The organism is Pseudomonas sp. HD6515, assembly GCF_024971855.1.
Lineage (GTDB): Bacteria > Pseudomonadota > Gammaproteobacteria > Pseudomonadales > Pseudomonadaceae > Aquipseudomonas > Aquipseudomonas alloputida.
On sequence record NZ_CP079827.1, the window covers coordinates 4,250,623 to 4,276,407 of the forward strand.

Genomic DNA, 25,785 nt, shown 5'->3' on the forward strand with positions numbered 1-25,785 from the left:
CACAGTGATTCGAGCAGGTCCAGTTTTTTTGCCAACAAAGACAAAACCCCTACCTGCATGCGCAGATAGGGGTTTTGCGAAATGAATCTTGACGATGACCTACTCTCACATGGGGAAACCCCACACTACCATCGGCGATGCATCGTTTCACTACTGAGTTCGGGATGGGATCAGGTGGTTCCAATGCTCTATGGTCGTCAAGAAATTCTGTTGCCAGAATGTCCAGATGGACAGCCCAGCGAATTCGGATATGCGATATTTGTGGTCTTACGAATTTTCGGGTCTTTCGTCTTCACCACCGCAACCTGCGTCAGCAAATTGCTTGGGTGTTATATGGTCAAGCCTCACGGGCAATTAGTATTGGTTAGCTCAACGCCTCACAGCGCTTACACACCCAACCTATCAACGTCGTAGTCTTCGACGGCCCTTTAGGGGATTCAAGATCCCAGTGAGATCTCATCTTGAGGCAAGTTTCCCGCTTAGATGCTTTCAGCGGTTATCTCTTCCGAACATAGCTACCCGGCAATGCCACTGGCGTGACAACCGGAACACCAGAGGTTCGTCCACTCCGGTCCTCTCGTACTAGGAGCAGCCCCTCTCAAATCTCAAACGTCCACGGCAGATAGGGACCGAACTGTCTCACGACGTTCTAAACCCAGCTCGCGTACCACTTTAAATGGCGAACAGCCATACCCTTGGGACCGGCTTCAGCCCCAGGATGTGATGAGCCGACATCGAGGTGCCAAACACCGCCGTCGATATGAACTCTTGGGCGGTATCAGCCTGTTATCCCCGGAGTACCTTTTATCCGTTGAGCGATGGCCCTTCCATACAGAACCACCGGATCACTAAGACCTACTTTCGTACCTGCTCGACGTGTTTGTCTCGCAGTCAAGCGCGCTTTTGCCTTTATACTCTACGACCGATTTCCGACCGGTCTGAGCGCACCTTCGTACTCCTCCGTTACTCTTTGGGAGGAGACCGCCCCAGTCAAACTACCCACCATACACTGTCCTCGATCCGGATAACGGACCTGAGTTAGAACCTCAAAGTTGCCAGGGTGGTATTTCAAGGATGGCTCCATGAGAACTGGCGTCCCCACTTCAAAGCCTCCCACCTATCCTACACAAGCAAATTCAAAGTCCAGTGCAAAGCTATAGTAAAGGTTCACGGGGTCTTTCCGTCTAGCCGCGGATACACTGCATCTTCACAGCGATTTCAATTTCACTGAGTCTCGGGTGGAGACAGCGCCGCCATCGTTACGCCATTCGTGCAGGTCGGAACTTACCCGACAAGGAATTTCGCTACCTTAGGACCGTTATAGTTACGGCCGCCGTTTACCGGGGCTTCGATCAAGAGCTTCGCTTGCGCTAACCCCATCAATTAACCTTCCGGCACCGGGCAGGCGTCACACCCTATACGTCCACTTTCGTGTTTGCAGAGTGCTGTGTTTTTAATAAACAGTCGCAGCGGCCTGGTATCTTCGACCGGCATGGGCTTACGGAGCAAGTCCTTCACCCTCGCCGGCGCACCTTCTCCCGAAGTTACGGTGCCATTTTGCCTAGTTCCTTCACCCGAGTTCTCTCAAGCGCCTTGGTATTCTCTACCTAACCACCTGTGTCGGTTTGGGGTACGGTTCCCAGTTATCTGAAGCTTAGGAGCTTTTCTTGGAAGCATGGTATCAACCACTTCGTCGCCTAAAGGCAACTCGTCATCAGCTCTCGGCCTTGAAATCCCGGATTTGCCTAAGATTTCAGCCTACCACCTTAAACCTGGACAACCAACGCCAGGCTGGCCTAACCTTCTCCGTCCCTCCATCGCAATAACTGGAAGTACAGGAATATTAACCTGTTTTCCATCGACTACGCTTTTCAGCCTCGCCTTAGGGACCGACTAACCCTGCGTCGATTAACGTTGCGCAGGAAACCTTGGTCTTTCGGCGTGCGAGTTTTTCACTCGCATTGTCGTTACTCATGTCAGCATTCGCACTTCTGATACCTCCAGCAAGCTTCTCAACTCACCTTCACAGGCTTACAGAACGCTCCTCTACCGCATCATCGTAAGATGATACCCGTAGCTTCGGTGCATGGTTTGAGCCCCGTTACATCTTCCGCGCAGGCCGACTCGACTAGTGAGCTATTACGCTTTCTTTAAAGGGTGGCTGCTTCTAAGCCAACCTCCTAGCTGTCTAAGCCTTCCCACATCGTTTCCCACTTAACCATGACTTTGGGACCTTAGCTGACGGTCTGGGTTGTTTCCCTTTTCACGACGGACGTTAGCACCCGCCGTGTGTCTCCCATGCTCGGCACTTGTAGGTATTCGGAGTTTGCATCGGTTTGGTAAGTCGGGATGACCCCCTAGCCGAAACAGTGCTCTACCCCCTACAGTGATACATGAGGCGCTACCTAAATAGCTTTCGAGGAGAACCAGCTATCTCCGAGCTTGATTAGCCTTTCACTCCGATCCACAGGTCATCCGCTAACTTTTCAACGGTAGTCGGTTCGGTCCTCCAGTCAGTGTTACCTAACCTTCAACCTGCCCATGGATAGATCGCCCGGTTTCGGGTCTATACCCAGCGACTAAACGCCCTATTAAGACTCGCTTTCGCTACGCCTCCCCTATTCGGTTAAGCTCGCCACTGAATATAAGTCGCTGACCCATTATACAAAAGGTACGCAGTCACCTAACAAAGTAGGCTCCCACTGCTTGTACGCATACGGTTTCAGGTTCTATTTCACTCCCCTCTCCGGGGTTCTTTTCGCCTTTCCCTCACGGTACTGGTTCACTATCGGTCAGTCAGTAGTATTTAGCCTTGGAGGATGGTCCCCCCATATTCAGACAAAGTTTCTCGTGCTCCGTCCTACTCGATTTCATTGACAAGAGATTTTCGTGTACGGGGCTATCACCCACTATGGCCGCACTTTCCAGAGCGTTCCACTAATCTCAAACCAACTTAAGGGCTGGTCCCCGTTCGCTCGCCACTACTAAGGGAATCTCGGTTGATTTCTTTTCCTCAGGGTACTTAGATGTTTCAGTTCCCCTGGTTCGCCTCTTGCACCTATGTATTCAGTACAAGATAACCAGCTTATGCTGGCTGGGTTCCCCCATTCAGAGATCTCTGGATCACAGTCTGTTTGCCGACTCCCCAAAGCTTATCGCAGGCTACCACGTCTTTCATCGCCTCTGACTGCCAAGGCATCCACCGTATGCGCTTCTTCACTTGACCATATAACCCCAAGCAATCTGGTTATACTGTGAAGACGACATTCGCCGAAAATTCGTACGTTGCTCTTTCGAGCAGAACTCACAAATTTTACCTTAGCCTGATCCACCAGCAGTGAAACTGGTGTTCAGTCTATATCTATCACATATCCGAATTTTTAAAGAACGATCTGACAAAAGCCAGAAATCAACATTCGATGCGAATGCTCATTTCTGAGTTTGATCAAGGTACAGCAAGTGGTGGAGCCAAGCGGGATCGAACCGCTGACCTCCTGCGTGCAAGGCAGGCGCTCTCCCAGCTGAGCTATGGCCCCGCATATTGGTAGGTCTGGGCAGATTTGAACTGCCGACCTCACCCTTATCAGGGGTGCGCTCTAACCAACTGAGCTACAGACCTATATAGGGTCTTGATCGTCTTCGACAATGAATCAAGCAATTCGTGTGGGAGCTCATCAGCAGGCTGATGTCGTCGATTAAGGAGGTGATCCAGCCGCAGGTTCCCCTACGGCTACCTTGTTACGACTTCACCCCAGTCATGAATCACACCGTGGTAACCGTCCTCCCGAAGGTTAGACTAGCTACTTCTGGTGCAACCCACTCCCATGGTGTGACGGGCGGTGTGTACAAGGCCCGGGAACGTATTCACCGCGACATTCTGATTCGCGATTACTAGCGATTCCGACTTCACGCAGTCGAGTTGCAGACTGCGATCCGGACTACGATCGGTTTTGTGAGATTAGCTCCACCTCGCGGCTTGGCAACCCTCTGTACCGACCATTGTAGCACGTGTGTAGCCCAGGCCGTAAGGGCCATGATGACTTGACGTCATCCCCACCTTCCTCCGGTTTGTCACCGGCAGTCTCCTTAGAGTGCCCACCATAACGTGCTGGTAACTAAGGACAAGGGTTGCGCTCGTTACGGGACTTAACCCAACATCTCACGACACGAGCTGACGACAGCCATGCAGCACCTGTGTCAGAGTTCCCGAAGGCACCAATCCATCTCTGGAAAGTTCTCTGCATGTCAAGGCCTGGTAAGGTTCTTCGCGTTGCTTCGAATTAAACCACATGCTCCACCGCTTGTGCGGGCCCCCGTCAATTCATTTGAGTTTTAACCTTGCGGCCGTACTCCCCAGGCGGTCAACTTAATGCGTTAGCTGCGCCACTAAAATCTCAAGGATTCCAACGGCTAGTTGACATCGTTTACGGCGTGGACTACCAGGGTATCTAATCCTGTTTGCTCCCCACGCTTTCGCACCTCAGTGTCAGTATCAGTCCAGGTGGTCGCCTTCGCCACTGGTGTTCCTTCCTATATCTACGCATTTCACCGCTACACAGGAAATTCCACCACCCTCTACCGTACTCTAGCTTGCCAGTTTTGGATGCAGTTCCCAGGTTGAGCCCGGGGCTTTCACATCCAACTTAACAAACCACCTACGCGCGCTTTACGCCCAGTAATTCCGATTAACGCTTGCACCCTCTGTATTACCGCGGCTGCTGGCACAGAGTTAGCCGGTGCTTATTCTGTCGGTAACGTCAAAACAGCAAGGTATTAACTTACTGCCCTTCCTCCCAACTTAAAGTGCTTTACAATCCGAAGACCTTCTTCACACACGCGGCATGGCTGGATCAGGCTTTCGCCCATTGTCCAATATTCCCCACTGCTGCCTCCCGTAGGAGTCTGGACCGTGTCTCAGTTCCAGTGTGACTGATCATCCTCTCAGACCAGTTACGGATCGTCGCCTTGGTGAGCCATTACCCCACCAACTAGCTAATCCGACCTAGGCTCATCTGATAGCGCAAGGCCCGAAGGTCCCCTGCTTTCTCCCGTAGGACGTATGCGGTATTAGCGTTCCTTTCGAAACGTTGTCCCCCACTACCAGGCAGATTCCTAGGCATTACTCACCCGTCCGCCGCTGAATCAAGGAGCAAGCTCCCGTCATCCGCTCGACTTGCATGTGTTAGGCCTGCCGCCAGCGTTCAATCTGAGCCATGATCAAACTCTTCAGTTCAATACTGCTTGGGTTTTTAAGAAACCCTAAACTTGGCTCAGCAATCTCAAATGACTATGTGATTTCTCGCATGGTCACTTGTGATGCTGATAATCTTTTTGACTATCAGTCCGTACTCACAAGCACCCACACGAATTGCTTGATTCAATTTGTTAAAGAGCGTTTGGTTAAGAGCTTTTCGTCTCAACCGAGGCGCGCATTCTACGCTTTCCTCAGAGCCTGTCAAGCGTTTATTTTGAAGTTTTTAGCGAGAAACTCGTTTAGCTTCAAACACTTGACTCAACACAGTGGCTAGCTTTGCTTCGCTACCGCGTTGGAGTGGTGCGCATTATAGGGAGGCCATCGAGAAGGTCAACCTTTAATTTCAATGATTTGAAATATTTCTGGCAAAACCGCTTAAGGGCTACCACCCACCCCACCAATTGCGCACTATATTGCTCAACACCTCCCTCGCCAAAGGATTGCCGCACTTAAATGAACACCCAGCCCCGCAGCCTGGCCGCCACCCTCTTCCCGATCGGCCTACTGCTTATCGCCATGGCATCGATTCAGTCCGGCGCCTCTCTGGCCAAAAGCATGTTCCCCATCATCGGCGCACAAGGCACCACCACCCTGCGCCTGATCTTCGCCAGCATCATCATGCTGCTTATACTGCGCCCGTGGCGGGTACGCATGACCGCCAACACGTTGCGCAACGTGGTCATCTACGGGATGGCACTGGGCGGCATGAACTTCCTCTTCTATATGGCCCTGCAAACGGTACCCATCGGTATCGCTGTGGCCCTGGAATTCACCGGCCCGTTGGCCGTGGCAATCTTCTCCTCGCGCCGACCGATCGATTTCCTGTGGATTGCGCTCGCCATCGCTGGGCTGCTGCTGTTGCTGCCAGCAGGTCACAGTGGCCAGGCACTCGACCCAGTGGGCGCCGCCTATGCGCTGGGGGCGGGCGTGTGCTGGGCGCTGTACATCCTGTTCGGGCAACGTGCAGGAGCCGAGCACGGCATCCAGAGCGCGGCCCTGGGGGTGGTAGTCGCGGCCCTGTTCGTCGCCCCCATCGGTATCGCCCACGCCGGTAGCGCTCTGCTCACACCTGCCGTGATCCCCATGGCGTTGGCCGTTGCAATACTGTCCACCGCCCTGCCATACAGCCTGGAAATGGTTGCCCTCACGCGAATCCCGGCGCGCACGTTCGGCACCCTGATGAGCATCGAACCGGCATTTGGCGCATTGTCCGGCCTGCTTTTCCTCGGCGAGATGCTGACACTCACTCAATGGCTGGCGATTCTGGCAATCATTACCGCCTCGGTCGGCACCACCCTGTCCATGCGCAAGGCAACCAGCCCGGCCATCGCAGCAGACTGATATGAGAAATATTTTCATTTGAGAAAGGATTAGTGATTGTAGCAGCCCGTCTCGCTGATTAAGCTGTCACAGAATCATCATCTTTACGCTATCTACTGGGCCGAACACGGACGCTGGGGGAAGGTTCAGGAAGAACCGAAGCGACAACGACAGGGTCGTGACAACTGATTTGCCCTGCATTTAAGGACAGGAATGAAACGAATTTTTCTCATCCTGGCCATCTTGGCTATTGCTGGATGTGCCGCCACAGCCAAGACCGAGGTCAAAAGGGGCAAGAAGGGCCTGCATATCAATTGCTCCGGTCTTTCTTCCTCGTGGGACAATTGCTACAGCAAGGCCGCAAGCGCCTGCAGCACGCGCGGCTACCGAGTTGTTGCGCGCTCGGGCGATAGCGATGAAGAAGCCGGTGACTATTTGTTCGGCATCAACCCGGCGGGTTACACCAGCCGTAGCATGATCGTCATCTGTAAATAGAGAAAAGGGCAGCTCGCAAACTGCCCTTTTTCATTTGTGTTACAGCGGTGCAGTACGCAGCTCCAACCAGGCTAGCGCATCCCCTTGGAGCAAAGGCGCCAGGCGCTCACGTACGCTGGCGTGATAGCCGTTCAGCCACTCCACCTCTTCCTTGGCCAGCAACCCGGGCAACAGACAGCGGGTGTCGATAGGGCACAGCGTCAAGGTCTCGAATTGCAGGAAGTCACCAAAGGCACTCCTCCCCGCTTCGCGGTTGACCACCAGGTTCTCGATGCGAACGCCCCACTGCCCCGGGCGGTACGTACCCGGCTCGATCGAACTGATCATGCCCGCTTGCATGGCCGTCTGCGGTGCAGGTGCCGCCTGGTAGGCGATTACTTGAGGCCCCTCGTGAACGTTCATGAAGTAGCCCACCCCGTGGCCCGTACCATGGCCATAGTCGACCTGGTCAGCCCAGATCGGCGCCCGGGCAATGGCGTCGAGCAACGGCGACAGTACCCCTCGCGGGAACGTGGCACGCGACAGGGCAATCATGCCCTTGAGTACACGGGTGCAGTCCTGCTTCTGTGCCAGACTGGGGTTACCGACCGGCACCATGCGCGTGATGTCGGTAGTGCCGCCCAGGTATTGACCGCCCGAGTCGATCAGTAGCAAGCCATTACCCTCGATGAGCGCATGCGACTGCTCGGTGGCACGGTAGTGTGGCATCGCGCCATTGCCATTGAAGGCGGCAATGGTAGAAAAGCTCAGTGACACGAAATCAGGGCGTCGAGCACGCGCGGCACTCAATTGCTCGTCAACCGTCAGCTCCGTAATGACCTCCCGGCCGAGGTTCGCCTCGAACCAGGCGAAAAACTCGCACAAGGCTGCGCCGTCCTGCTCCATGACCTGGCGAATGTGCACCAGGTCGTCGTCACCCTTGCAGGACTTGCTCAGCGTGGTGGGGTTTAGCCCCTCGACAAGAACCACCTCTGCCGCCAGGTTGTCCAGCAGGCCGCAGGTCACCCGGGCCGGGTCCACCAGCAGCCGCGCCCCCGCAGGAACAGTGCCAAGCGCCTTGCCTGCTTCGCTGTAGTCGCGCACCTCGATGCCGTCGACCTCCAGCACATGACGCAGGTGCGCGTCCACCTTGTCCTGGCCCACGAACAGGATGGCCTGCTGCTGATTGATCAGGGCAAAGGCCAGGAAAACCGGATTGTAAGAAACATCGCTGCCGCGCAGGTTGAACAGCCAGGCAATGTCATCCAGGGTTGCGATGAAGTGCCAGTCGGCCCCCTTGGCCAGGATGCCCTGGCGCAATTGCGCGAGCTTTTCCGCCCGGCTCACCGTGGCGTGTGGCGGCAGGTGCTGGTACACCGGGTTGCCTGGCAGCGCCGGGCGCCCGTCCCAGACTTGACCCAGCAGGTCCATGTCAGTCACCAGCTGCGCTCCACGCGCCTTCAGCCGCTCGGCCAGCTGGCGCGCCGAAGCCAGGGCCATGACCGCACCATCCACTGCCACGCGACCGTTGGGCTCGACGTTTTCGCCCAACCATTCCAACGCTCCGGGTTTGCCCGGCAACAGTTTCATCAGTTCGATGCCGCTGCCCTCCAGCTCCTGAGCTGCCTGCTCCCAGTAGCGGCTATCGACCCACAGCCCGGCAAACCCAGGCGTCACCACCAACGTACCGACCGAGCCCTGGAACCCCGAAAGCCACTGGCGCCCCTGCCAGTAACCGGGCAGGTATTCGGAAAGATGGGGGTCGGCCGAGGGTACCAGCAAGGCATCGATGCCCCCTGCCGCCATGGCTTGGCGCACGTGCACCAGTCGCTGCGGCACGCTTTGCTCAAGGGTGGTCTGGACGTTCATGCGCTCTCCTGCGACTTCATAACGGTTGATCCAATAGGCCGATAATGGAACAGCCACCCGGGCGCTGCAATCGCGACGACCAAGATACGGCATGCATTGCCCACCACGCCCTGTGCCAATAGGACACTTCCTACAACAGGACCAGGACCACCGATCAAGTTCCCCTGAACTTCCCCAAGACACCGGCTTCACACACAGTACACTCATTGCACACAGGCAAATGACCATGCCCAGTGCCATCGAACCGAAAGCCGGCGTGGTGTTGCTTGACACCCGCGACCACACGCCCGAACACGAGCACGGCGTTCATCTAAAGCTTGTCGAAGGCCTGGCACGTTTGCTGGGCTGCTCACCTATACAGCCCACGCAGCAGCCAGATGCCGCCGATGCCTACTATTATCTGCCAACCGAGACCCTGATCGACCCCAGGCGATATGCCGCCTTGGGTATTTGCAGCGAACAGGACCTGTTTGGCGGCATGGTGCCGCACCCCTACATGGCAACCAAGGCGATCTCTCACCCGTTACCCGCCGAGGCCAGCTTCCCGCCGGGCTGGACCGACGACTTCGCCCGACAGGCCAGCGATGCCCTGCTGCGCGGCTACACCGTGTTCAGCAAAACCGACGCTCGCACTGCCGCACAGTTGCTGCTGCTCGACGGCCCGCTGAGGGTCAAACCGGTACTGGCTTGCGCAGGACGCGGTCAACAGGTCATCACCACGGCAGACGCCCTTGAGCCTCTGCTGGCCGGCATGGATGACCAAACGTTGGCGCTGTGGGGCCTGGTGCTCGAAGAAGACCTGAGCGAGGTGCAAACCTTCAGTGTCGGTCAGGTGCGCGTCGCCGGCTTGACCTGCAGCTACTACGGTACCCAGCAACTGACACGTGACCATCAGGGTACCGAGGTCTACGGCGGTTCTGACCTGGTGGTGGTACGTGGCGACTATCAGGCGTTGCTACAGCTCCCACTGGAAGACCACCTGCGCCTTGCCATCAACCAGGCCATGGTTTACGAACAAGCCGCCGAGCAGCACTTCCCGGGCTTTGTCGCCTCACGTCGCAACTACGACATCGCCCGCGGCATCAGCCCTTCGGGCCACCTGTGCAGCGGGGTGCTCGAACAATCCTGGCGCTTGGGTGGTGCCAGCAGTGCCGAACTGTTGGCCCTGCAGGCGTTTGCCGATGACCCTGCATTGCAACGGGTACGTGCCTCCACCCACGAAGTATTCGGCAACCCCGACCTGCCCACTGACGCCACCCTCTTTTACCAAGGAAACGACAGTGAACTCGGACAACTCAGTAAATTTGCGCGGATTCGCGAACATGGCCATTCAGAGTGAAACCGTTGAACTGCAGGTCGAGAATGACCGCATCGCCGGCACCTTGGTCAGTCCGGGCACCAAAATGCCGGGGATTCTCTTCGTACACGGCTGGGGCGGCAGCCAGCAACGTGACCTGGCCCGCGCCCGGCATATCACCGGATTGGGATGCGTGTGCATGACCTTCGACCTGCGCGGTCACGAAAAGACCGAAAGCCAACGCCTCACGGTCACCCGTGAACAAAACCTGCAGGACTTGCTGGTGGCTTACGATCGACTGGTCAGCCACCCGGCTGTCGACAGCAGCGCCATCGCCATTATCGGCAGCAGCTATGGCGGTTACCTGGCGACTCTGCTGACCCGCCAACGGCCGGTCAGATGGCTGGCCCTGCGGGTACCTGCCCTGTACTGGGATGACGAATGGGGCACCCCGAAGCAAACCCTTGACCGTCAACGCCTGAATGCCTATCGCCAACGCCACCTGGGCCCGGCCGACAACCGCGCGCTGGCCGCGTGTGCCGAATTCGGCGGGGATGTGCTGCTGGTGGAGTCAGAGCAGGATGACTACGTGCCGCACAGTACCTTGATGAACTACCGCTCGGCGTTCGTCAACGCCCACTCGCTCACCCATCGCATCGTCGACGGCGCCGACCACGCACTGTCCAGCGAAGAGAGCCAGAAAGCGTACAGCTCGCTCCTGGCGGCATGGATCAGCGAAATGGTCATAGGTGCCCGCCTGGATCGCTACCCGCACTACGCACCATGGTATGCCTGAGGACCGCCCACCTGGCAATGCAGGACGCCATCGTCGCCGCGCACCAGGCTGCGCAAGGCCTGGTAGGCGGCGAAGTTGACGCCGCGTGCCTGATGCTGGCCCAGCAGGTCAAGAAAGGATTCCTCGATGAAGTGCACGGCCGCCGCCGCCCAGGCCTGGCGTGACTGCCATTGCAAGTACTGCAACACCCGGCTGCCATCGTCGCTGGCCTGGATGCTCACACCCTGCAGCCCTTCGCAACGCGCAGCCAACGCTTCACTACGGGCCACCAGGGCCTGAGCCAACGCTTGCTGGCACATACTGGGCACTTCGTATTCGATCATCTGGGTAAACCACAAGGCATGAGGTGATGCCAACATCGACAGTCTCCTGGCTACGTACGCATGCAGCGCGATGCCGAGCAGGGTAAAACCTCAAGCAAAGTCAAGGTCAAGTGGTTTCTATAGAGCCTCGCCGGATACCGCAAACCGCCGCCGATATTCACTCGGGGTAAGGCCAGTGACACGCTGGAATACCTTGCGAAACGCGCCCGGATCCTGATAGCCGACACCCCACGCGATCTGTTCGACGTTGCGCCGGGTAAACTCCAGCAAGCGGCATGCACGCCCCACCCTCACCTGCTGGCAATACTCGGTCGGGCGCAGCCCGGTAGCGGCACGAAAGCGCCGCAAGAAAGTGCGCGCCTCCAGCCCCGCGCAGGCCGCCATCGTGGCCAGGTCAGCATCCTGCCCGCCATTGCCCTGCAACCAGTGCTGCACCTTCAACACGGCCTCGTCGCCGTGATCCAGGCGCGGGTTGAACACAGCGCCGGGCAGCGGCGCCGCGACCGGATCGACGGCCAGATAGCGGGCGGTCTCCTGAGCCACCGTCGTCCCCAAAAAGCGCTCCAGCAGGCGCAAGCCGAGGTCCGTCCAGGCCATCAACCCTGCCGAGGTCACGATGTCGCCGTCATCCAGCAACGGCTGCTGAGCCTCTACCCGCACCCTGGGGAAGCGCTGGGCAAGCGCATGCACATAATTCCAGTGCGTGCAGGCCGGGCGCCCGTCGAGCAAACCGCTGGCGGCAATGAAAAATACACCGATGCATACCGACGCCAGCACCGTACCACGCCCGTGCAGCAGGCACAGCGGCGCGCGATGACGTTCGAGCAACTCGGCTTGCGGAGCTGACTCCAGGCTTGGCGGAATGATCAGGACCCGCAGGCCTGGTACGGTGACAGCTGAGTTATCCGACGCAGGCAACAACTGCCCCGTCTCATCTGCCTGCCAGCAACTGACGCGAATGTGCGGCAGCTCGACGGCCCCCAGTTCGGCCGCAACCCGGTTGGCCACCAGGAACAGGTCGGCCAGGCCATGCACAGCGGCGCGCTGCACGCCGGGGTATAGCAGCAAGCCGATATCCAGGTTAGCGCCGGTGTCAGTTTTTGCCCGCATAGTGTCGTTCGCGCCAATCCTCAGGTGAGTGAACACAGCCTATAACTAACGTCTCTCGACGACTACTGCCACAGGAGGCAGCATGAGCAAGCAGGCACTGATCATCATCGACATCCAGAACGACTACTTCCCGGGCGGCAAGTGGCCCCTCGATGGCGCCGACCAGGCGGCCGACAACGCCGCCCGCCTGCTGGCAGCCGCACGCCAGCGCGGCGACCTGGTGGTCCATGTGCGGCATGAGTTCGACACTGCCGATGCACCCTTCTTTGCCCCCGGCTCGCAGGGTGCGGCCATCCACGCCAAGGTCGAGCCATTGCCGAGCGAGCCGGTGGTGCTCAAGCACAAGGTCAATGCCTTCCTCGGTACCGATCTTGAGCACACGCTGGACCGGCATGGCGTCGAGGCGCTGACCATCGTCGGCAGCATGAGCCACATGTGCATTGACGCCGCCACCCGGGCTGCAGCCGATCTGGGCTATCAAGTGACTGTGGCGCACGATGCCTGCGCGACCCTGCCACTGGCGTTCGACGGCAAGCAGGTGCCGGCGGCTCATGTGCATGATTCGGCGATGGCGGCGCTGGCGTTTGCCTATGCCAATGTGGTGAAGACCGACGAGCTGCTGAAAAGCTGATCGGCTTGAGACCTTTGGGGCTGCACAGCAGCCCCAAAGCCTGCAGGCTCAAATCGCCACATTGCGCACAAACCGAACAGCCACCACGCCATCGTTACGGTAGGCATACCGGCAGTTACTGGGGAACACATGGAACTGCCCCACCTGCAAGCGATGCTCGACCTCTTCGATGATCAGCGTCAGCTGCCCATCGATCACATAAATCTGCTCGCTCCAGCCTTCGGCATCGGCCTCACTGTGATAGCACTCCCCCGGTGCCAGGGTCCATTCCCAAAGTTCCACCTCGCGCCTTGCCGGGCTGGTGCCCAGCAACACCGCTCGGCTCTGCGGGTGTTCGCCAGCCCACGCCAGCTCTTCAATGCGCCCGGGGTCGCGCAGGTCTGGCGCCTGGATCAGGGTACTGAAAGCCACGCCCAAGGCTTCGGCAATCAGGTCCAATGTGGTCAGGCTGACATTCTTCTCGCCCGCCTCGATCGCGACCAGCATGCGCCGGCTGACCCCTGAACGCTCGGCCAGCGCCGCCTGACTCAAGCCGGCGGCGTTGCGCAGACTGCGCACATTGAGGCTGACATGTTGCAGCACCGATGCCCGGTGCGAAGAATCCTTGTGCACTATATTGCTCACTGGTCAAGATTGCGCAGTATACTGCCCACTTTTGCGGCGATTGTGCGCCGCCCTTTCCGAGTGTGCAAGACCATGAATCAGCCCAGCAGCAAGCCTACCCCTGCCGTCACCTTCCGCCTGAGCAAGGCCGAACTGGTGCTGGTATTCATCACCATGTTGTGGGGCGGCACTTTCCTGTTGGTGCATAACGTAATGACCGTCAGCGGCCCGATGTTCTTCGTCGGCCTGCGTTTTGCGGCAGCCGCGCTGTTCGTTGGTGTGGTCTCGGCGCGAGCGCTGCCCGGCCTGACCTTCACCGAACTGAAGGCCGGCATGCTGATCGGCGTGTCGATCATGCTCGGCTATGGCCTGCAGACCATGGGCCTGCAAACCATCAGCAGCAGCCAGTCAGCGTTCATCACTGCGCTGTACGTCCCGTTCGTGCCGCTGCTGCAGTGGCTGGTGCTGGGGCGGCGGCCTGGCCTGATGCCCAGCATGGGTATCTGCCTGGCATTCATCGGCCTGATGCTGCTGGCCGGGCCGGAAGGCGGCAGCCTGCGTTTCAGCGAGGGCGAACTGGTCACCCTGATCAGCGCCGTGGCCATCGCCGGTGAAATCATTCTGATCAGCCGCTACGCCGGTCAGGTCGATGTGCGCCGGGTTACGGTGGTACAACTTGCGACCGCATCGCTGCTGGCGTTTCTCATGATCGTGCCGACCCAGGAGCGCCTCCCCGACTTCTCCTGGCTGTTGCTTGCCAGCGCAGTGGGCCTGGGCGCAATGAGTGCGGTGATCCAAGTGGCAATGAACTGGGCACAGAAGTCGGTCTCGCCTACCCGCGCCACACTCATCTATGCCGGTGAACCGGTGTGGGCCGGCATCGTCGGGCGTCTGGCTGGCGAGCGCCTGCCTGGCGTGGCGCTACTCGGCGGCCTGCTGATCGTGGTTGCCGTGGTGGTCAGTGAACTCAAGGTGCGGCGCCCTCGCGAAACCGTCGAAACACGCGATGTACAGAACCCTGGCGAAGGCCAGGCGGGGCTGTAAAACAGTCAACAGCGGCTATTCTTTGTAAAAAACTGTTATAAAAAAACCGCTTGTCACAGCCGGTTTGTAGGATTCTGCGACAGCTTGCGTGTTGGTGATAAACACCTCGGCACGTATGATTCTTTGCAAACTTCTCCAGAATAGGCCGCTATGTCCTTGATAGTGCTATTGCTTCTGCCGTTCGTGGGCAGTTGCCTGGCAGCTGTGCTGCCGCACAACGCACGTAACGCCGAGTCCATTCTTGCCGGGCTCGTAGCCCTGGTCGGCACCGTCCAGGTAGCACTTCTGTACCCTCAGATTGCCCATGGTGGCGTCATTCGCGAAGAGTTCCTGTGGCTACCCAGCCTGGGGCTGAACCTGGTGTTGCGCATGGACGGCTTTGCCTGGCTGTTCTCGTTGCTGGTACTGGGCATTGGCACGCTGGTATCGCTGTATGCGCGCTACTACATGTCACCGCAAGACCCGGTCCCACGCTTCTTCGCGTTCTTCCTGGCATTCATGGGCGCCATGCTCGGCCTGGTCATCTCCGGCAACCTGATCCAACTGGTGTTCTTCTGGGAACTGACCAGCCTGTTCTCCTTCCTGCTGATCGGCTACTGGCACCACCGCGCCGACGCCCGTCGCGGCGCCTACATGGCGCTGATGGTAACCGGTGCAGGCGGCTTGTGCCTGTTGGTAGGGGCCCTGCTGCTCGGCCATGTGGTCGGCAGCTATGACCTGGACAAGGTCCTGGCTGCCGGGCATACCATCCGCCAGCATGCGCTTTACCCGGTGCTGCTGCCCCTGATACTCATCGGCGCCCTGACCAAGAGCGCACAGTTTCCCTTCCAGTTCTGGCTGCCCCACGCCATGGCAGCGCCCACACCGGTGTCGGCCTATTTGCACTCGGCCACCATGGTCAAGGCCGGGGTGTTTCTGCTGGCACGCCTGTGGCCGGTACTCTCCGGTAGCGAGGAGTGGTTCTGGATCGTCGGCGGTGCCGGCGCCCTCACCCTGCTGCTTGGCGCTTTCGCCGCCATGTTCCAAAATGACCTCAAGGGCCTGCTGGCCTATTCGACCATCAGCCACCTGGGCCTGATTACCCTGCTGCTGGGCCTTAACAGCCCGCTGGCTGCCGTCGCCGCGGTATTCCACATTCTCAACCATGCCACCTTCAAGGCCTCGCTGTTCATGGCCGCCGGCATCATCGACCACGAGAGCGGCACCCGCGACATTCGCCGCCTCAGCGGCCTGATCCGCCTGGTGCCCTACACCGCGACCCTGGCCATGGTCGCCAGCGCCTCGATGGCCGGCGTGCCGCTGATGAACGGCTTCCTGTCGAAGGAAATGTTCTTTGCCGAAACGGTATTCATCAGTTCCACCGCCTGGGTCGAGGCCACGCTGCCGGTGATCGCCACCCTGGCCGGCACCTTCAGCGTGGCGTACGCCCTGCGTTTTACCGTCGATGTGTTCTTCGGGCCGACGGCCCAGGACCTGCCCCATACCCCGCACGAGCCGCCACGCTGGATGCGTGCTCCGGTGGAGCTGCTGGTGCTCACGTGCCTGGTCGTGGGCATCTTCCCCACCCAGTCGGTCGGCCCCCTGTTGGCCGCTGCGGCCCTGCCGGTGGTTGGCGGCACCCTGCCAGAATACAGCCTGGCCATCTGGCATGGCTGGAACGCGCCAATGATCATGAGCCTGGTCGCCATGAGCGGCGGCATCGTTCTGTACCTGCTGCTGCGCAAACAACTGCGCCTGGGTCGCTTCCCCTACCCGCCCGTGATCGAGCGCTTCAATGGCAAGCGGTTGTTCGAGCACGGCCAGGTTCATCTGATGTTGCTGGCGCGTCGCATCGAACGCCTGTTCACCACCCGGCGGCTGCAGTCGCAGCTGTTCATGCTGGTATTCGCCGCGTTCCTCGCGGGCCTCACGCCGATGCTCCATAGCGGCCTGAGCTGGGGTGATCGCCCGAAGATTCCGGGTTCCGGGGTATTCGTCGCCCTGTGGCTGATCGCCATTGCCTGCGCCATCGGCGCCGCCTATCAGGCCAAGTACCACCGCCTGGCGGCACTGATCATGGTCAGCGTCTGCGGCCTGATGACCTGCATCACCTTCGTCTGGTTCTCTGCGCCCGACCTGGCACTGACCCAGTTGGTGGTGGAAGTGGTCACCACCGTGCTGATCCTGCTCGGCCTGCGCTGGCTGCCACGGCGTATCGAAGGCGTGTCACCGCTGCCGGGTAGCCTGGAGCGCGCGCGCATGCGCCGCCTGCGCGACTTGCTGCTGGCCGTGCTGGTGGGTGGCGGCATGGCCGTGCTGTCGTACGCCATGCTGACCCGGCCCACGCCCAACGACATTTCCTCGTTCTATCTGAGCCGTGCGTTGCCTCAGGGCGGCGGCACCAATGTGGTCAATGTCATGCTGGTCGACTTCCGCGGCTTCGATACCCTCGGTGAAATCACCGTGTTGGTGGCTGTGGCACTGACGGTGTTCGCCCTGCTACGGCGCTTCCGTCCTCCAAAAGAGAGCATGCAACTGCCGGCGCAACAACGCCAATTGGCGCCGGACGTAGTCACCGACCTGATCAACCCGCGGCATGCCACCGATACCGCGCTGGGCTTCATGATGGTGCCGGCAGCTCTGGTGCGCCTGCTGCTGCCGATCGCCTTGCTGGTGTCGATGTACCTGTTCATGCGCGGGCACAACCAGCCCGGTGGCGGCTTTGTCGCTGGCTTGGTCATGTCGGTGGCGTTCATCCTCCAGTACATGGTGGCCGGCACCCAGTGGGTCGAAGCGCAGATGAGCCTGCGGCCGCTGCGCTGGATGGGTACCGGGCTGCTGTGCGCGACCCTGACCGGGGTCGGCGCCATGCTGCTGGGTTACCCGTTCCTCACCACCCATACCGCCCACTTGCACCTGCCATTGCTGGGTGATGTGCACGTGGCCAGCGCGCTGTTCTTCGATATTGGCGTATTCACCGTCGTGGTCGGCTCGACCCTGCTGATCCTCACAGCCCTGGCGCACCAGTCGGTGCGCGCCTACCGCCCGGGCAACCCGGCAAAAACCAGCCAAGCAGGAGCCGCCTGATGGAAGAAGTGATTGCAGTCGCCATCGGCGTGCTGGCTGCCTCCGGAGTGTGGCTGATCCTGCGCCCGCGTACCTACCAGGTGATCATGGGCCTGTGCCTGCTTTCTTACGGGGTCAACCTGTTCATCTTCAGCATGGGCAGCCTGTTCATCGGCAAGGAGCCAATCATCAAGGATGGCGTTACCCAGGACCTGTTGCATTACACCGACCCGCTGCCACAGGCACTGGTGCTCACCGCCATCGTCATCAGTTTCGCCATGACCGCGCTGTTCCTGGTAGTGCTGCTGGCCTCGCGAGGGCTGACCGGTACCGACCACGTGGATGGCCGGGAGCGTGACGAATGAGTGATATCAGTCAACTGATTGTCGCCCCCATCCTGCTGCCGCTGATCACGGCGGCGATGATGTTGCTGCTGGGTGAAAAGCACAGGCACATCAAAGCCAGGCTGAACCTGCTGTCCACCTTCTCCGGCCTGGTGATCGCGGTCTGTCTGCTGCTGTGGGTGCGCACCCAGGGCCAGGCAGCGTCGATCGGCGTGTACCTGCCGGGCAACTGGCCGGCGCCATTCGGCATCGTGCTGGTGGTGGACCACCTGTCCGCGCTCTTGCTGACCCTGACCGGGGTCATCGGTTTCAGCGCGCTGCTATTTGCCCGTGCCCGCTGGGACGGTGCAGGGGCCAGCTTCCATGCGCTGTTCCAGATCCAGCTGATGGGGCTGTACGGCGCCTTCCTCACCGCCGACCTGTTCAACCTGTTCGTCTTCTTCGAAGTGCTGCTGGCCGCCTCCTATGGCCTGCTGCTGCATGGTTCGGGGCGTGCGCGGGTGCGCGCCGGCCTGCACTACATCGCTATCAACCTGTTCGCCTCGTCGCTGTTCCTGATCGGCGCAGCGATGCTGTATGGCGTGACCGGTACCCTGAACATGGCGGACCTGGCGCTGAAGATTCCACTGGTACCGGAGGCCGACCGTGGCCTGCTGCATGCCGGCGCGGCAATCCTGGCCATGGCCTTCCTGGTCAAGGCCGGTATCTGGCCGCTGAACTTCTGGCTGGTGCCAGCTTACGCGTCTGCCAGCGCGCCGGTGGCTGCACTGTTCGCCATCATGACCAAAGTCGGCCTGTACGCCGTGCTGCGCCTGTGGACATTACTGTTCTCCGGGCAGGCCGGGGCCTCGGCGCATTTCGGCGGCGAATGGCTGGTTTACGGCGGCCTGGTTACCCTGGCGGTGGCAGCGGTATCAATCCTGGCGGCACAGCGCCTGGAGCGTATGGCGGCACTCAGTATCCTGGTCTCGGCCGGCACGCTGCTGGGTGCGGTGGGTTTTGCCCAGGCGGCTCTGACCGGCGCGGCGCTGTTCTATCTGGTCAACTCGACCCTTGCGCTGTGCGCACTGTTCCTGCTCGCCGAACTGGTCGAACGCTCGCGCTCGGCCAATGAAGCGCCGCTGGACGACGAAGAAGACGCCATGCCGCCGCCACTGGAATCGCTGCACCCGCCCAAGGGCATCAACCTCGACGATGAACAGCAGGTGGTAATCGGCCAGATCATCCCGTGGACCATGGCCTTCCTCGGCCTCAGCTTCATCGCCTGTGCACTACTGATCATCGGCATGCCGCCGCTGTCGGGCTTTGTCGGCAAGCTCAACCTGATCAGTGCGCTGTTCAATCCACTGGGCCTCGGCGTACCGGTCGAGCAGCCCCTGAGTGCCGCCGGCTGGGGCCTGGTGGCGTTGCTGATCCTGTCCGGCATGGCCTCGCTGATCGCCTTCGGCCGCGTCGGCATCCAGCGTTTCTGGAAGCCCGAAGAGCGCCCGTCCCCGGTGCTGCGGCGCTATGAATGCCTGCCCATTGTCATCTTGCTCGGCCTGTGCCTCATCCTCAGCTTCAAGGCCGAGCCGTTGCTGCGCTACACCCAGGACACTGCCGCCAGCCTGCAGGCCCCCGATGCCTATATCGACGCCGTGATGGCCGCCCGGCCGATTCCTGGCCCCACCTCGCGCGACGTACAGGTGCAGCCATGAACCGACTGTTCCCCGCCCCACTGCTATCGGTCTCGCTGTTCGGCCTGTGGCTGCTGCTGAACCTCTCGGTCAGCCCTGGCAACCTGCTGCTGGGCGCCGCACTTGGCATACTGGCGCCACTGTTGATGGCGCCCCTGCGCCCGCAGCATGCACACGTACGGCGCCCCCTGGTCATCGCCCGCCTGATCGTCCGGGTCGGCATCGATGTGATCGCCTCCAACCTGCTGGTAGCCCGTGGTGTGCTGCGGGCCGGCAAGCAGCCGCCACGCTCTGCGTTCGTTCACATACCACTGGCATTGCGTGACCCCCACGGCCTGGCAGCGCTGTCGATGATCACCACGGTGGTGCCTGGCACCGTCTGGTCCGAACTGGCACTGGACCGCAGTGTGCTGTTGCTGCATGTGTTTGAGCTGGACGATGAAGCGGCCTTCATACAGCACTTCAAGGACACTTACGAACGCCCGCTTATGGAGATTTTCCAATGACAGGCCTGCTCGCCAATGCCGTCCTCGCCAGCCTGTTCATCTTCGCCCTGGCCATGGGCCTGGCGCTGATCCGGCTGTTCCGTGGCCCGTCCGCCCAAGACCGCGTGCTGGCCTTGGACTACCTGTACATCCTGGCCATGCTCACCATGTTGGTGCTGGGTATCCGTTATGCCAGTGACACCTACTTCGAAGGGGCCCTGCTGATTGCACTGTTTGGTTTTGTCGGCTCGTTTGCCTTGGCCAAGTTTCTGCTGCGCGGTGAGGTGATCGAATGACTGAAGCCCTAGTACTGCCATTCTGGCTGGAGCTGGTCACCGCCGCGCTACTGCTTACCGGCAGCCTGTTCGCCTTGGTCGGTGCTATAGGCCTGGTACGCCTGAAAGACTACTTCCAGCGCATGCACCCGCCAGCGCTGGCCTCGACCCTTGGTGCCTGGTGCGTTGCACTGGCCTCGATCATCTACTTTTCGTGGCTCAAGGGCACCCCTGTGCTACACGCGTGGCTGATTCCGATCCTGCTGTCGATCACCGTGCCGATTACCACGCTGTTGCTGGCGCGGGCGGCGCTGTTTCGCAAACGCATGTCCAAAGAGCCGGTGCCTGAAGAGATCAGCAGCGGCCGAGACCGTGGCAATTGAAGGTTTGCCGTCTCAACCTTGGCTGAGGCGCTGCAACTCGCGCCGGACCATGGCGGCATATGGCGGCGGGCTGAGGCGATAGAGCTCAGCCGCCACCCAAGTCAACCAGGCGCCTTGCAGCTTTTCACGTCCGGCCAGCAAACGTTCTGCCTCAGCCACGGCATCTGCCTGGTGCTGCCGATGAAACTCGGCCCGCGAGGCTGGTGCGTCGTCACTGTCGGTCATTCACTGGCCTTGAAGGTGGTCAGTTCACCCTTGCGCCATTTGGCGACCTTGCCAGTCACTGCTTTAAGCAACTTGCCCAGGCCTTCCTGCACTTGCTGCTGCGCGGCGAATACCAGCATCACGCCATGGCCTTCACGAAACACGATGCCCTCGCCTTCCGGCACAGAAACGAAGGCGTAGTCGCCCACGCCATACACATTCAACTTGATTTCGCGAAAGCGCATTTCCAGCTTGCCACCTTCGCGGCTGGGCAATACGGCAGCACGAAAGTGGTCGCCGACTTTCAGTTCAAGGCGCTGCTTGTCATCGACCACCAGTGCACTCTCGGTGTCGATTTCGGCCATGTACAGGCCTTCAGGACTCTGCTCGGTGACATAGATGAAGCGGCCCTGAAACAGTTGGGCCAATTTACCGCGCAAGTCGCCCAGGGCGAACAACGCATGCGTATCAAGTGTGCTGACTGCCAATGAAGTAATCCTCAACCGGTTACAACCCGCCCTCACCCAAGCTCGGGGAGGCACGGCCATTTCTTATCGATAGGCAAAAAGAGTAATAAAGCGATATGCGAAATGTCTGTGCTCGCTGACGATGCAGCGTGCAGGAATCTTTACTCTGGTTTGCCAGACTCGCCCTCAACCGAAGGCGTTTGGCTCATTCCCGGCTTGGGAAGCGTGATGCCTGAAATCACTTGCCAGAAATCGCAACCAATGGCGTGAGCCTGCAAGAAGACAAGCCCTGGCATCCATGTGCGCATTACTGTAGGACAAATATGCCCGAAAACACCGAAACCCGTCGAGAGGCAATAAACATTTTCAGGCAGCCAGCCCTTTCTTCAGTTGCAGTTGCCAGGCAGCCTGACACTCAAGCGCTTCTTCGCGCGTGGCGAAGGCGGTGCCGCGCCGCTCGCCATTGACCAGCACGACCCAGCAAATGCGCTTGCCCAGCGCCTGCAAGGTGGCCGGCACACCCGACCCTATCATCACAGCCACATCGACTCGGCTATTCATCATTCCCTCCGGAATTTAATTAGCACCCTAACGATAAAGCCATGATACGCCCGACAGTGACGCGGAAACAGCGCATCCCGGTACATCAGTGTTTCGTAAGGCGTAACAAAAACGGTATCGACGAGAAACGCAAAAAGCCCCAGGAATTGCTTCGAGGGGCTTGCACCACGCGCGGGTTTATACCTGACGCTGGTGGCGGTCGAGCTGCTCGTGGCGCTCCTGGGCTTCGATGCAGTACTTGGTGGTCGGGCTGATCAGCAAGCGCTTCAGGCCGATAGGCTCACCACTGTCATCGCACCAGCCGAAGCTTTCGTCGGCAATACGGTCCAGGGCCATTTCCAGCTGTGGCAGCAGGCGCTGGTCGCGGTCGATGGCATTTACCAGCCAGCTACGTTCTTCTTCGACCGAAGCCACGTCGGCGGGGTCTGACGGGGTGTCCAGGCCTTCGATGGTGGTGCGGCTGAGTTCGATGCGTTCATGGGTTTCGACTTTCATCGCCTGCAGCAGCTCAGTAAAGAAGGCAAGCTGGTCGGCGTTCATGTAGTCATCGGCCGACATGGCCAGCAACTGTTCCTTGGTCATCGATTTCTCTATGAAAAAATGTGCATTTGGGCGATTCATGTGCCGTCGATGCCTATGCATCGCCAGCGGAATTCTTCAAGCGCCAACCGGCACTCTTTTACAGGGGGCGGCAGTCTAAGGCGCCACGCCGCGTGGAGCAACTGCAAATGGGTGCGAATTTGCTTCCACTGCTCACAATCCGCCGGTCGGCACCCCAGCTCAGCTGCTGGGCCAGCAGTAAACTGAGATTCTGGCAGTGCCCATCCGCCTGCTGTTGCTGTTGCTGTTGCTGTTGCTGTTGCTGTTGCTGTTGCTGTTGCCGTTGATCTTGATCTTGATCTTGATCTTGATCTTGATCTTGATCTTGATCTTGATCTTGATCTTGATCTTGATCTTGATCTTGATCTTGATCTTGATTTTGATCTTCGCGACTTCAGGAGGCCGAACGCAGGCCTTGCGGAGGCAGGTGACGGGCATGGATGCCCGTCAAGCGCTGAGGCCCCAGGATGGGGCCTTCGGCGCGGTCCTGCCGGGAGCAAGGCCGGAGTGAGGGGACCCCGGAGCGCAGCGCAGGGGCCGGATGATGGGAGCGCAGCGTTTTTTGGTTACTTTTTGTCGCGTTTGACAAAAAGTGACTCGCCGTAAGGGCGAAAAGGTGAGTCGGTGTCGCCATCGCGAATGGACTGTTCGCTGAGTCAAAACAGACGAATTTGCTTCTTGCTTCTTGCTTCTTGCTTCTTGGATGTGGGCATTCACATCGAGTAGGTATTCATTCACGCAGGTGGCGCATAGTCACCTTTCCGCCCTTACGGCGGGTCACTTTTTGTCAAACGCGACAAAAAGTAACCAAAAAACGCTGGCTCCTATCATCCGGCCCCTGCGCTACGCTCCGGGGTTCCCTCGCTACGGTCTTGCTCCCGGGAGTACGCGCTGCAGGCCCCATCCATGGGGCCTCAGCGCTTGACGGGCATCCATGCCCGTCACCTCCCTTCGCAAGCCCTACGCTCGGCCTCCTGAAGTCGCAATCTGCGTCGCCTGAACTATCGCGCACTTAGAAGCAAAAGCCACAGCAACGGCAACGGCAACGGCAACGGCAACGGCAACGGCAACGGCAACGGCAACGGCAACGGCAACGAACCGAGTCTGATCAACGGTCCTTGAACTGTGCCTCACGCTTGGCGATGAATGCGGCCATGCCTTCTTTCTGGTCTTCGGTGGAGAACGCCGCATGGAAGACCCGACGCTCAAAGCGAACCCCCTCGCTGAGGGTGACTTCAAATGCTCGGTTGACGCTCTCCTTGACCATCATGCCCACCGGAATCGACTTGCTGGCAATGGTCGCCGCCACCTTAAGCGCCTCCTCCACCAGCTCTGCCTGCGGCACGATCCGCGCCACCAGGCCTGCACGCTCGGCTTCTTCCGCCCCCATCAGGCGGCCGGTCAGGCAAAGCTCCATGGCCTTCGCCTTGCCCACCGCACGCGTCAGGCGCTGGGTACCGCCCATGCCCGGCAGCACGCCCAGGTTGATTTCCGGTTGACCAAATTTGGCATTGTCCGCCGCGAGGATAAAGTCGCACATCATCGCCAACTCACAGCCGCCGCCCAGGGCAAATCCAGACACGGCAGCAATGATCGGCTTACGGCGATTGGCAATGCGGTCGGCGTCGCTGAACAGGTCGTCGACGTAGATCTGCGGGTATTGTAGCTCAGCCATTTCCTTGATGTCGGCGCCAGCGGCAAAGGCTTTGGCCGAGCCTGTCAGCACCACGCAGCCGATGTTCGGGTCGCGCTCAAGCTGGTCCAAGGCCTGGTTGATCTCACCGACAATCTGCGCGTTCAGCGCATTGAGCGCCTGCGGGCGGTTGAGGGTGATCAGGCCAACCTTGCCGTGGATGTCCAACAGGATGGTTTCGAATGCCATGCAGTCTGCTCCTTCAAAGATTGCGCGCAATGACCATGCGCTGAATGTCGCTGGTGCCTTCGTAGATCTGGCAAACCCGAACGTCGCGGTAGATCCGCTCCAGCGGGAAGTCACTCAGATAGCCATAACCGCCCAGGGTCTGCAAGGCATCCGAACAGACCTTTTCGGCCATTTCCGAGGCAAACAGCTTGGCCATCGACGCTTCCACCAGCGCCGGACGCCCCGCATCACGAAGGGCAGCGGCGTGCAATACCATCTGCCGGGCAACGGAAACTTTCGTTGCCATGTCAGCCAGGCGGAACGCCACGGCCTGGTGCTCGATCAGCGGTTTGCCAAAGCTTTGGCGCTCGTTGGCATAGTCGCGCGCCACTTCGAACGCCGCGCGGGCCATACCCACCGCTTGCGAGGCGATGCCGATACGGCCGCCTTCAAGATTGGCCAGGGCGATCTTGTAGCCTTCACCCTCCGCACCCAGCCGGTTGGCCACTGGCACGTGCACATTGTCGAAAACGATCTGGCAGGTGTCGGAGGCGTGCTGGCCGAGTTTGTCCTCGACCCGCGCTACCTGGTAGCCCGGCGAATCGGTCGGCACGATGAAGGCGCTGATGCCACGCTTGCCGGCCTCCGGGTCGGTGACTGCAAACACGATCACGACGCCGGCGTTCTGCCCCGAGGTAATGAACTGCTTGCTGCCATTGAGCACGTAATGGTCGCCCTCCAGGCGTGCACGGGTCTTCAGGCTGCTGGCATCAGAGCCAGCCTGCGGCTCGGTCAGGGCGAAAGCACCGAGCATCGCACCTGTCGCCAGCGGGGTGAGGAATTGCTGTTTCTGCTGCTCGTTGCCGAAGCGCAGAATCGGCACGCAACCCACCGAGTTGTGCACGCTCATGATGGTCGAGCAGGCGCCATCACCCGCAGCGATTTCCTCCAGCGCCATGGCATAGGCCACATAACCCGTGTCGCTGCCACCCCACTGCTCGGGCACCAGCATGCCGAACAGGCCCAGTTCGGCCATTTCGTCGATGGCCTCTTTCGGAAAGCGATGGTCCTTGTCCCATTGCTCGGCAAACGGCTTCAGGCGTTCCTGGGCGAAAGCACGTACCGCGTCGGCGATCTGTTGTTGCTCGTCATTTACCAGCATG

General features: G+C 59.7%; 23 protein-coding genes, 2 tRNA genes and 3 rRNA genes. 12 read left to right on the top strand and 16 right to left on the bottom strand.

The genetic code is table 11. The annotated features are described in order from the left end of the window. Positions 1-86: 86 nt before the first annotated feature. The 5 genes from rrf to KW568_RS19780 all read right to left on the bottom strand — a co-directional run bounded on the left by rrf (position 87) and on the right by KW568_RS19780 (position 5,233). Positions 87-202 (bottom strand): 5S ribosomal RNA (gene rrf / locus KW568_RS19760). 131 nt (positions 203-333) lie between these two features. After that, a 23S ribosomal RNA gene (locus KW568_RS19765) occupies positions 334-3,226 on the bottom strand. A gap of 234 nt (positions 3,227-3,460) precedes the next feature. Then, positions 3,461-3,536 (bottom strand) — tRNA-Ala (locus KW568_RS19770). 6 nt (positions 3,537-3,542) lie between these two features. Beyond that, positions 3,543-3,619, bottom strand: a tRNA-Ile gene (locus tag KW568_RS19775). A gap of 77 nt (positions 3,620-3,696) precedes the next feature. Next, a 16S ribosomal RNA gene (locus tag KW568_RS19780) occupies positions 3,697-5,233 on the bottom strand. Together the 16S, 23S and 5S rRNA genes with 2 tRNA genes alongside form the textbook arrangement of a ribosomal RNA operon. Before the next feature lie 474 nt (positions 5,234-5,707). Here KW568_RS19780 and rhtA point away from each other — a divergent pair. Continuing rightward, on the top strand, positions 5,708-6,595 hold the full coding sequence (gene rhtA / locus KW568_RS19785) for a threonine/homoserine exporter RhtA (RefSeq protein WP_003250156.1): 888 nt from the start codon (positions 5,708-5,710) through the stop codon (positions 6,593-6,595). Positions 6,596-6,787: 192 nt separating this feature from the next. Continuing rightward, entirely contained in the window at positions 6,788-7,069 is a 282-nt protein-coding gene (locus KW568_RS19790) for a hypothetical protein (RefSeq protein WP_003250154.1), read from the top strand. Between the two features lie 39 nt (positions 7,070-7,108). On the opposite strand, the gene KW568_RS19795 is transcribed toward KW568_RS19790, so the two are convergent. Beyond that, positions 7,109-8,917, bottom strand: coding sequence for an aminopeptidase P family protein (locus tag KW568_RS19795; RefSeq protein WP_003250152.1), 1,809 nt, complete (start codon positions 8,915-8,917; stop codon positions 7,109-7,111). 220 nt (positions 8,918-9,137) lie between these two features. Between KW568_RS19795 and KW568_RS19800 the strand changes: the two genes are divergently transcribed. Beyond that, complete coding sequence (locus KW568_RS19800) at positions 9,138-10,256, top strand: DUF3182 family protein (protein WP_004577149.1); 1,119 nt, start codon at positions 9,138-9,140, stop codon at positions 10,254-10,256. Then, on the top strand, positions 10,240-11,010 hold the full coding sequence (locus KW568_RS19805; protein ID WP_003250144.1) for a S9 family peptidase: 771 nt from the start codon (positions 10,240-10,242) through the stop codon (positions 11,008-11,010). The genes KW568_RS19800 and KW568_RS19805 overlap by 17 nt, the downstream gene beginning before the upstream one ends. Here KW568_RS19805 and KW568_RS19810 read toward each other — a convergent pair. Beyond that, positions 10,989-11,369, bottom strand: a complete 381-nt coding sequence (locus KW568_RS19810) for an antibiotic biosynthesis monooxygenase (RefSeq protein WP_003250140.1) — start codon at positions 11,367-11,369, stop codon at positions 10,989-10,991. The genes KW568_RS19805 and KW568_RS19810 overlap by 22 nt on opposite strands. A gap of 81 nt (positions 11,370-11,450) precedes the next feature. Next, positions 11,451-12,443, bottom strand: coding sequence for a GlxA family transcriptional regulator (locus KW568_RS19815; RefSeq protein WP_004577150.1), 993 nt, complete (start codon positions 12,441-12,443; stop codon positions 11,451-11,453). An 82-nt stretch (positions 12,444-12,525) separates the two neighbouring features. On the opposite strand from KW568_RS19815, the gene KW568_RS19820 reads away from it, so the two are divergent. Then, complete coding sequence (locus KW568_RS19820; protein WP_003250137.1) at positions 12,526-13,074, top strand: cysteine hydrolase family protein; 549 nt, start codon at positions 12,526-12,528, stop codon at positions 13,072-13,074. A 48-nt stretch (positions 13,075-13,122) separates the two neighbouring features. On the opposite strand, the gene KW568_RS19825 is transcribed toward KW568_RS19820, so the two are convergent. Continuing rightward, positions 13,123-13,686, bottom strand: a complete 564-nt coding sequence (locus tag KW568_RS19825) for a helix-turn-helix domain-containing protein (protein WP_003250134.1) — start codon at positions 13,684-13,686, stop codon at positions 13,123-13,125. Positions 13,687-13,770: 84 nt separating this feature from the next. Here KW568_RS19825 and KW568_RS19830 point away from each other — a divergent pair, with 84 nt between their 5' ends. From KW568_RS19830 to KW568_RS19860, 7 genes are all read left to right on the top strand, one after another. After that, the gene (locus KW568_RS19830; protein ID WP_003250133.1) at positions 13,771-14,721 is read left to right on the top strand and encodes a DMT family transporter; all 951 of its coding nucleotides are present in this window, start codon (positions 13,771-13,773) and stop codon (positions 14,719-14,721) included. 150 nt (positions 14,722-14,871) lie between these two features. Continuing rightward, on the top strand, positions 14,872-17,787 hold the full coding sequence (locus KW568_RS19835; RefSeq protein WP_003250131.1) for a monovalent cation/H+ antiporter subunit A: 2,916 nt from the start codon (positions 14,872-14,874) through the stop codon (positions 17,785-17,787). Then, on the top strand, positions 17,787-18,131 hold the full coding sequence (locus KW568_RS19840) for a Na+/H+ antiporter subunit C (protein WP_003250128.1): 345 nt from the start codon (positions 17,787-17,789) through the stop codon (positions 18,129-18,131). The genes KW568_RS19835 and KW568_RS19840 overlap by 1 nt, the downstream gene beginning before the upstream one ends. After that, on the top strand, positions 18,128-19,807 hold the full coding sequence (locus KW568_RS19845) for a monovalent cation/H+ antiporter subunit D (RefSeq protein WP_004577151.1): 1,680 nt from the start codon (positions 18,128-18,130) through the stop codon (positions 19,805-19,807). The genes KW568_RS19840 and KW568_RS19845 overlap by 4 nt, the downstream gene beginning before the upstream one ends. After that, positions 19,804-20,292, top strand: coding sequence for a Na+/H+ antiporter subunit E (locus tag KW568_RS19850; RefSeq protein ID WP_003250117.1), 489 nt, complete (start codon positions 19,804-19,806; stop codon positions 20,290-20,292). Before KW568_RS19845 ends, KW568_RS19850 begins: the two co-directional genes overlap by 4 nt. Then, positions 20,289-20,567 carry a K+/H+ antiporter subunit F gene (locus KW568_RS19855; protein WP_003250109.1) on the top strand — a complete coding sequence of 93 codons (279 nt, stop codon included), beginning with the start codon at positions 20,289-20,291 and terminating at the stop codon, positions 20,565-20,567. Before KW568_RS19850 ends, KW568_RS19855 begins: the two co-directional genes overlap by 4 nt. Then, positions 20,564-20,929, top strand: coding sequence for a Na+/H+ antiporter subunit G (locus KW568_RS19860; protein ID WP_004577152.1), 366 nt, complete (start codon positions 20,564-20,566; stop codon positions 20,927-20,929). Before KW568_RS19855 ends, KW568_RS19860 begins: the two co-directional genes overlap by 4 nt. A gap of 12 nt (positions 20,930-20,941) precedes the next feature. On the opposite strand, the gene KW568_RS19865 is transcribed toward KW568_RS19860, so the two are convergent. The 7 genes from KW568_RS19865 to KW568_RS19895 all read right to left on the bottom strand — a co-directional run bounded on the left by KW568_RS19865 (position 20,942) and on the right by KW568_RS19895 (position 25,784). Then, a complete protein-coding gene (locus tag KW568_RS19865; protein WP_003250102.1) occupies positions 20,942-21,154 on the bottom strand; it encodes a hypothetical protein in 213 nt (70 codons plus the stop codon). Next, on the bottom strand, positions 21,151-21,621 hold the full coding sequence (locus KW568_RS19870; RefSeq protein WP_003250101.1) for a hypothetical protein: 471 nt from the start codon (positions 21,619-21,621) through the stop codon (positions 21,151-21,153). The genes KW568_RS19865 and KW568_RS19870 overlap by 4 nt, the downstream gene beginning before the upstream one ends. 345 nt (positions 21,622-21,966) lie before the next feature. Further along, the gene (locus KW568_RS19875; RefSeq protein WP_003250100.1) at positions 21,967-22,161 is read right to left on the bottom strand and encodes a hypothetical protein; all 195 of its coding nucleotides are present in this window, start codon (positions 22,159-22,161) and stop codon (positions 21,967-21,969) included. Positions 22,162-22,338: 177 nt separating this feature from the next. Then, entirely contained in the window at positions 22,339-22,743 is a 405-nt protein-coding gene (locus KW568_RS19880) for a TraR/DksA family transcriptional regulator (protein ID WP_003250099.1), read from the bottom strand. Between the two features lie 198 nt (positions 22,744-22,941). Continuing rightward, a complete protein-coding gene (locus KW568_RS19885) occupies positions 22,942-23,199 on the bottom strand; it encodes a hypothetical protein (protein WP_259536616.1) in 258 nt (85 codons plus the stop codon). A 670-nt stretch (positions 23,200-23,869) separates the two neighbouring features. Next, positions 23,870-24,643 (bottom strand): enoyl-CoA hydratase, encoded by a 774-nt coding sequence (locus tag KW568_RS19890; protein WP_004577167.1) that lies wholly within the window; start codon positions 24,641-24,643, stop codon positions 23,870-23,872. 13 nt (positions 24,644-24,656) lie between these two features. Continuing rightward, positions 24,657-25,784, bottom strand: a complete 1,128-nt coding sequence (locus tag KW568_RS19895) for an acyl-CoA dehydrogenase (RefSeq protein ID WP_003250094.1) — start codon at positions 25,782-25,784, stop codon at positions 24,657-24,659. Position 25,785: the final 1 nt, after the last annotated feature.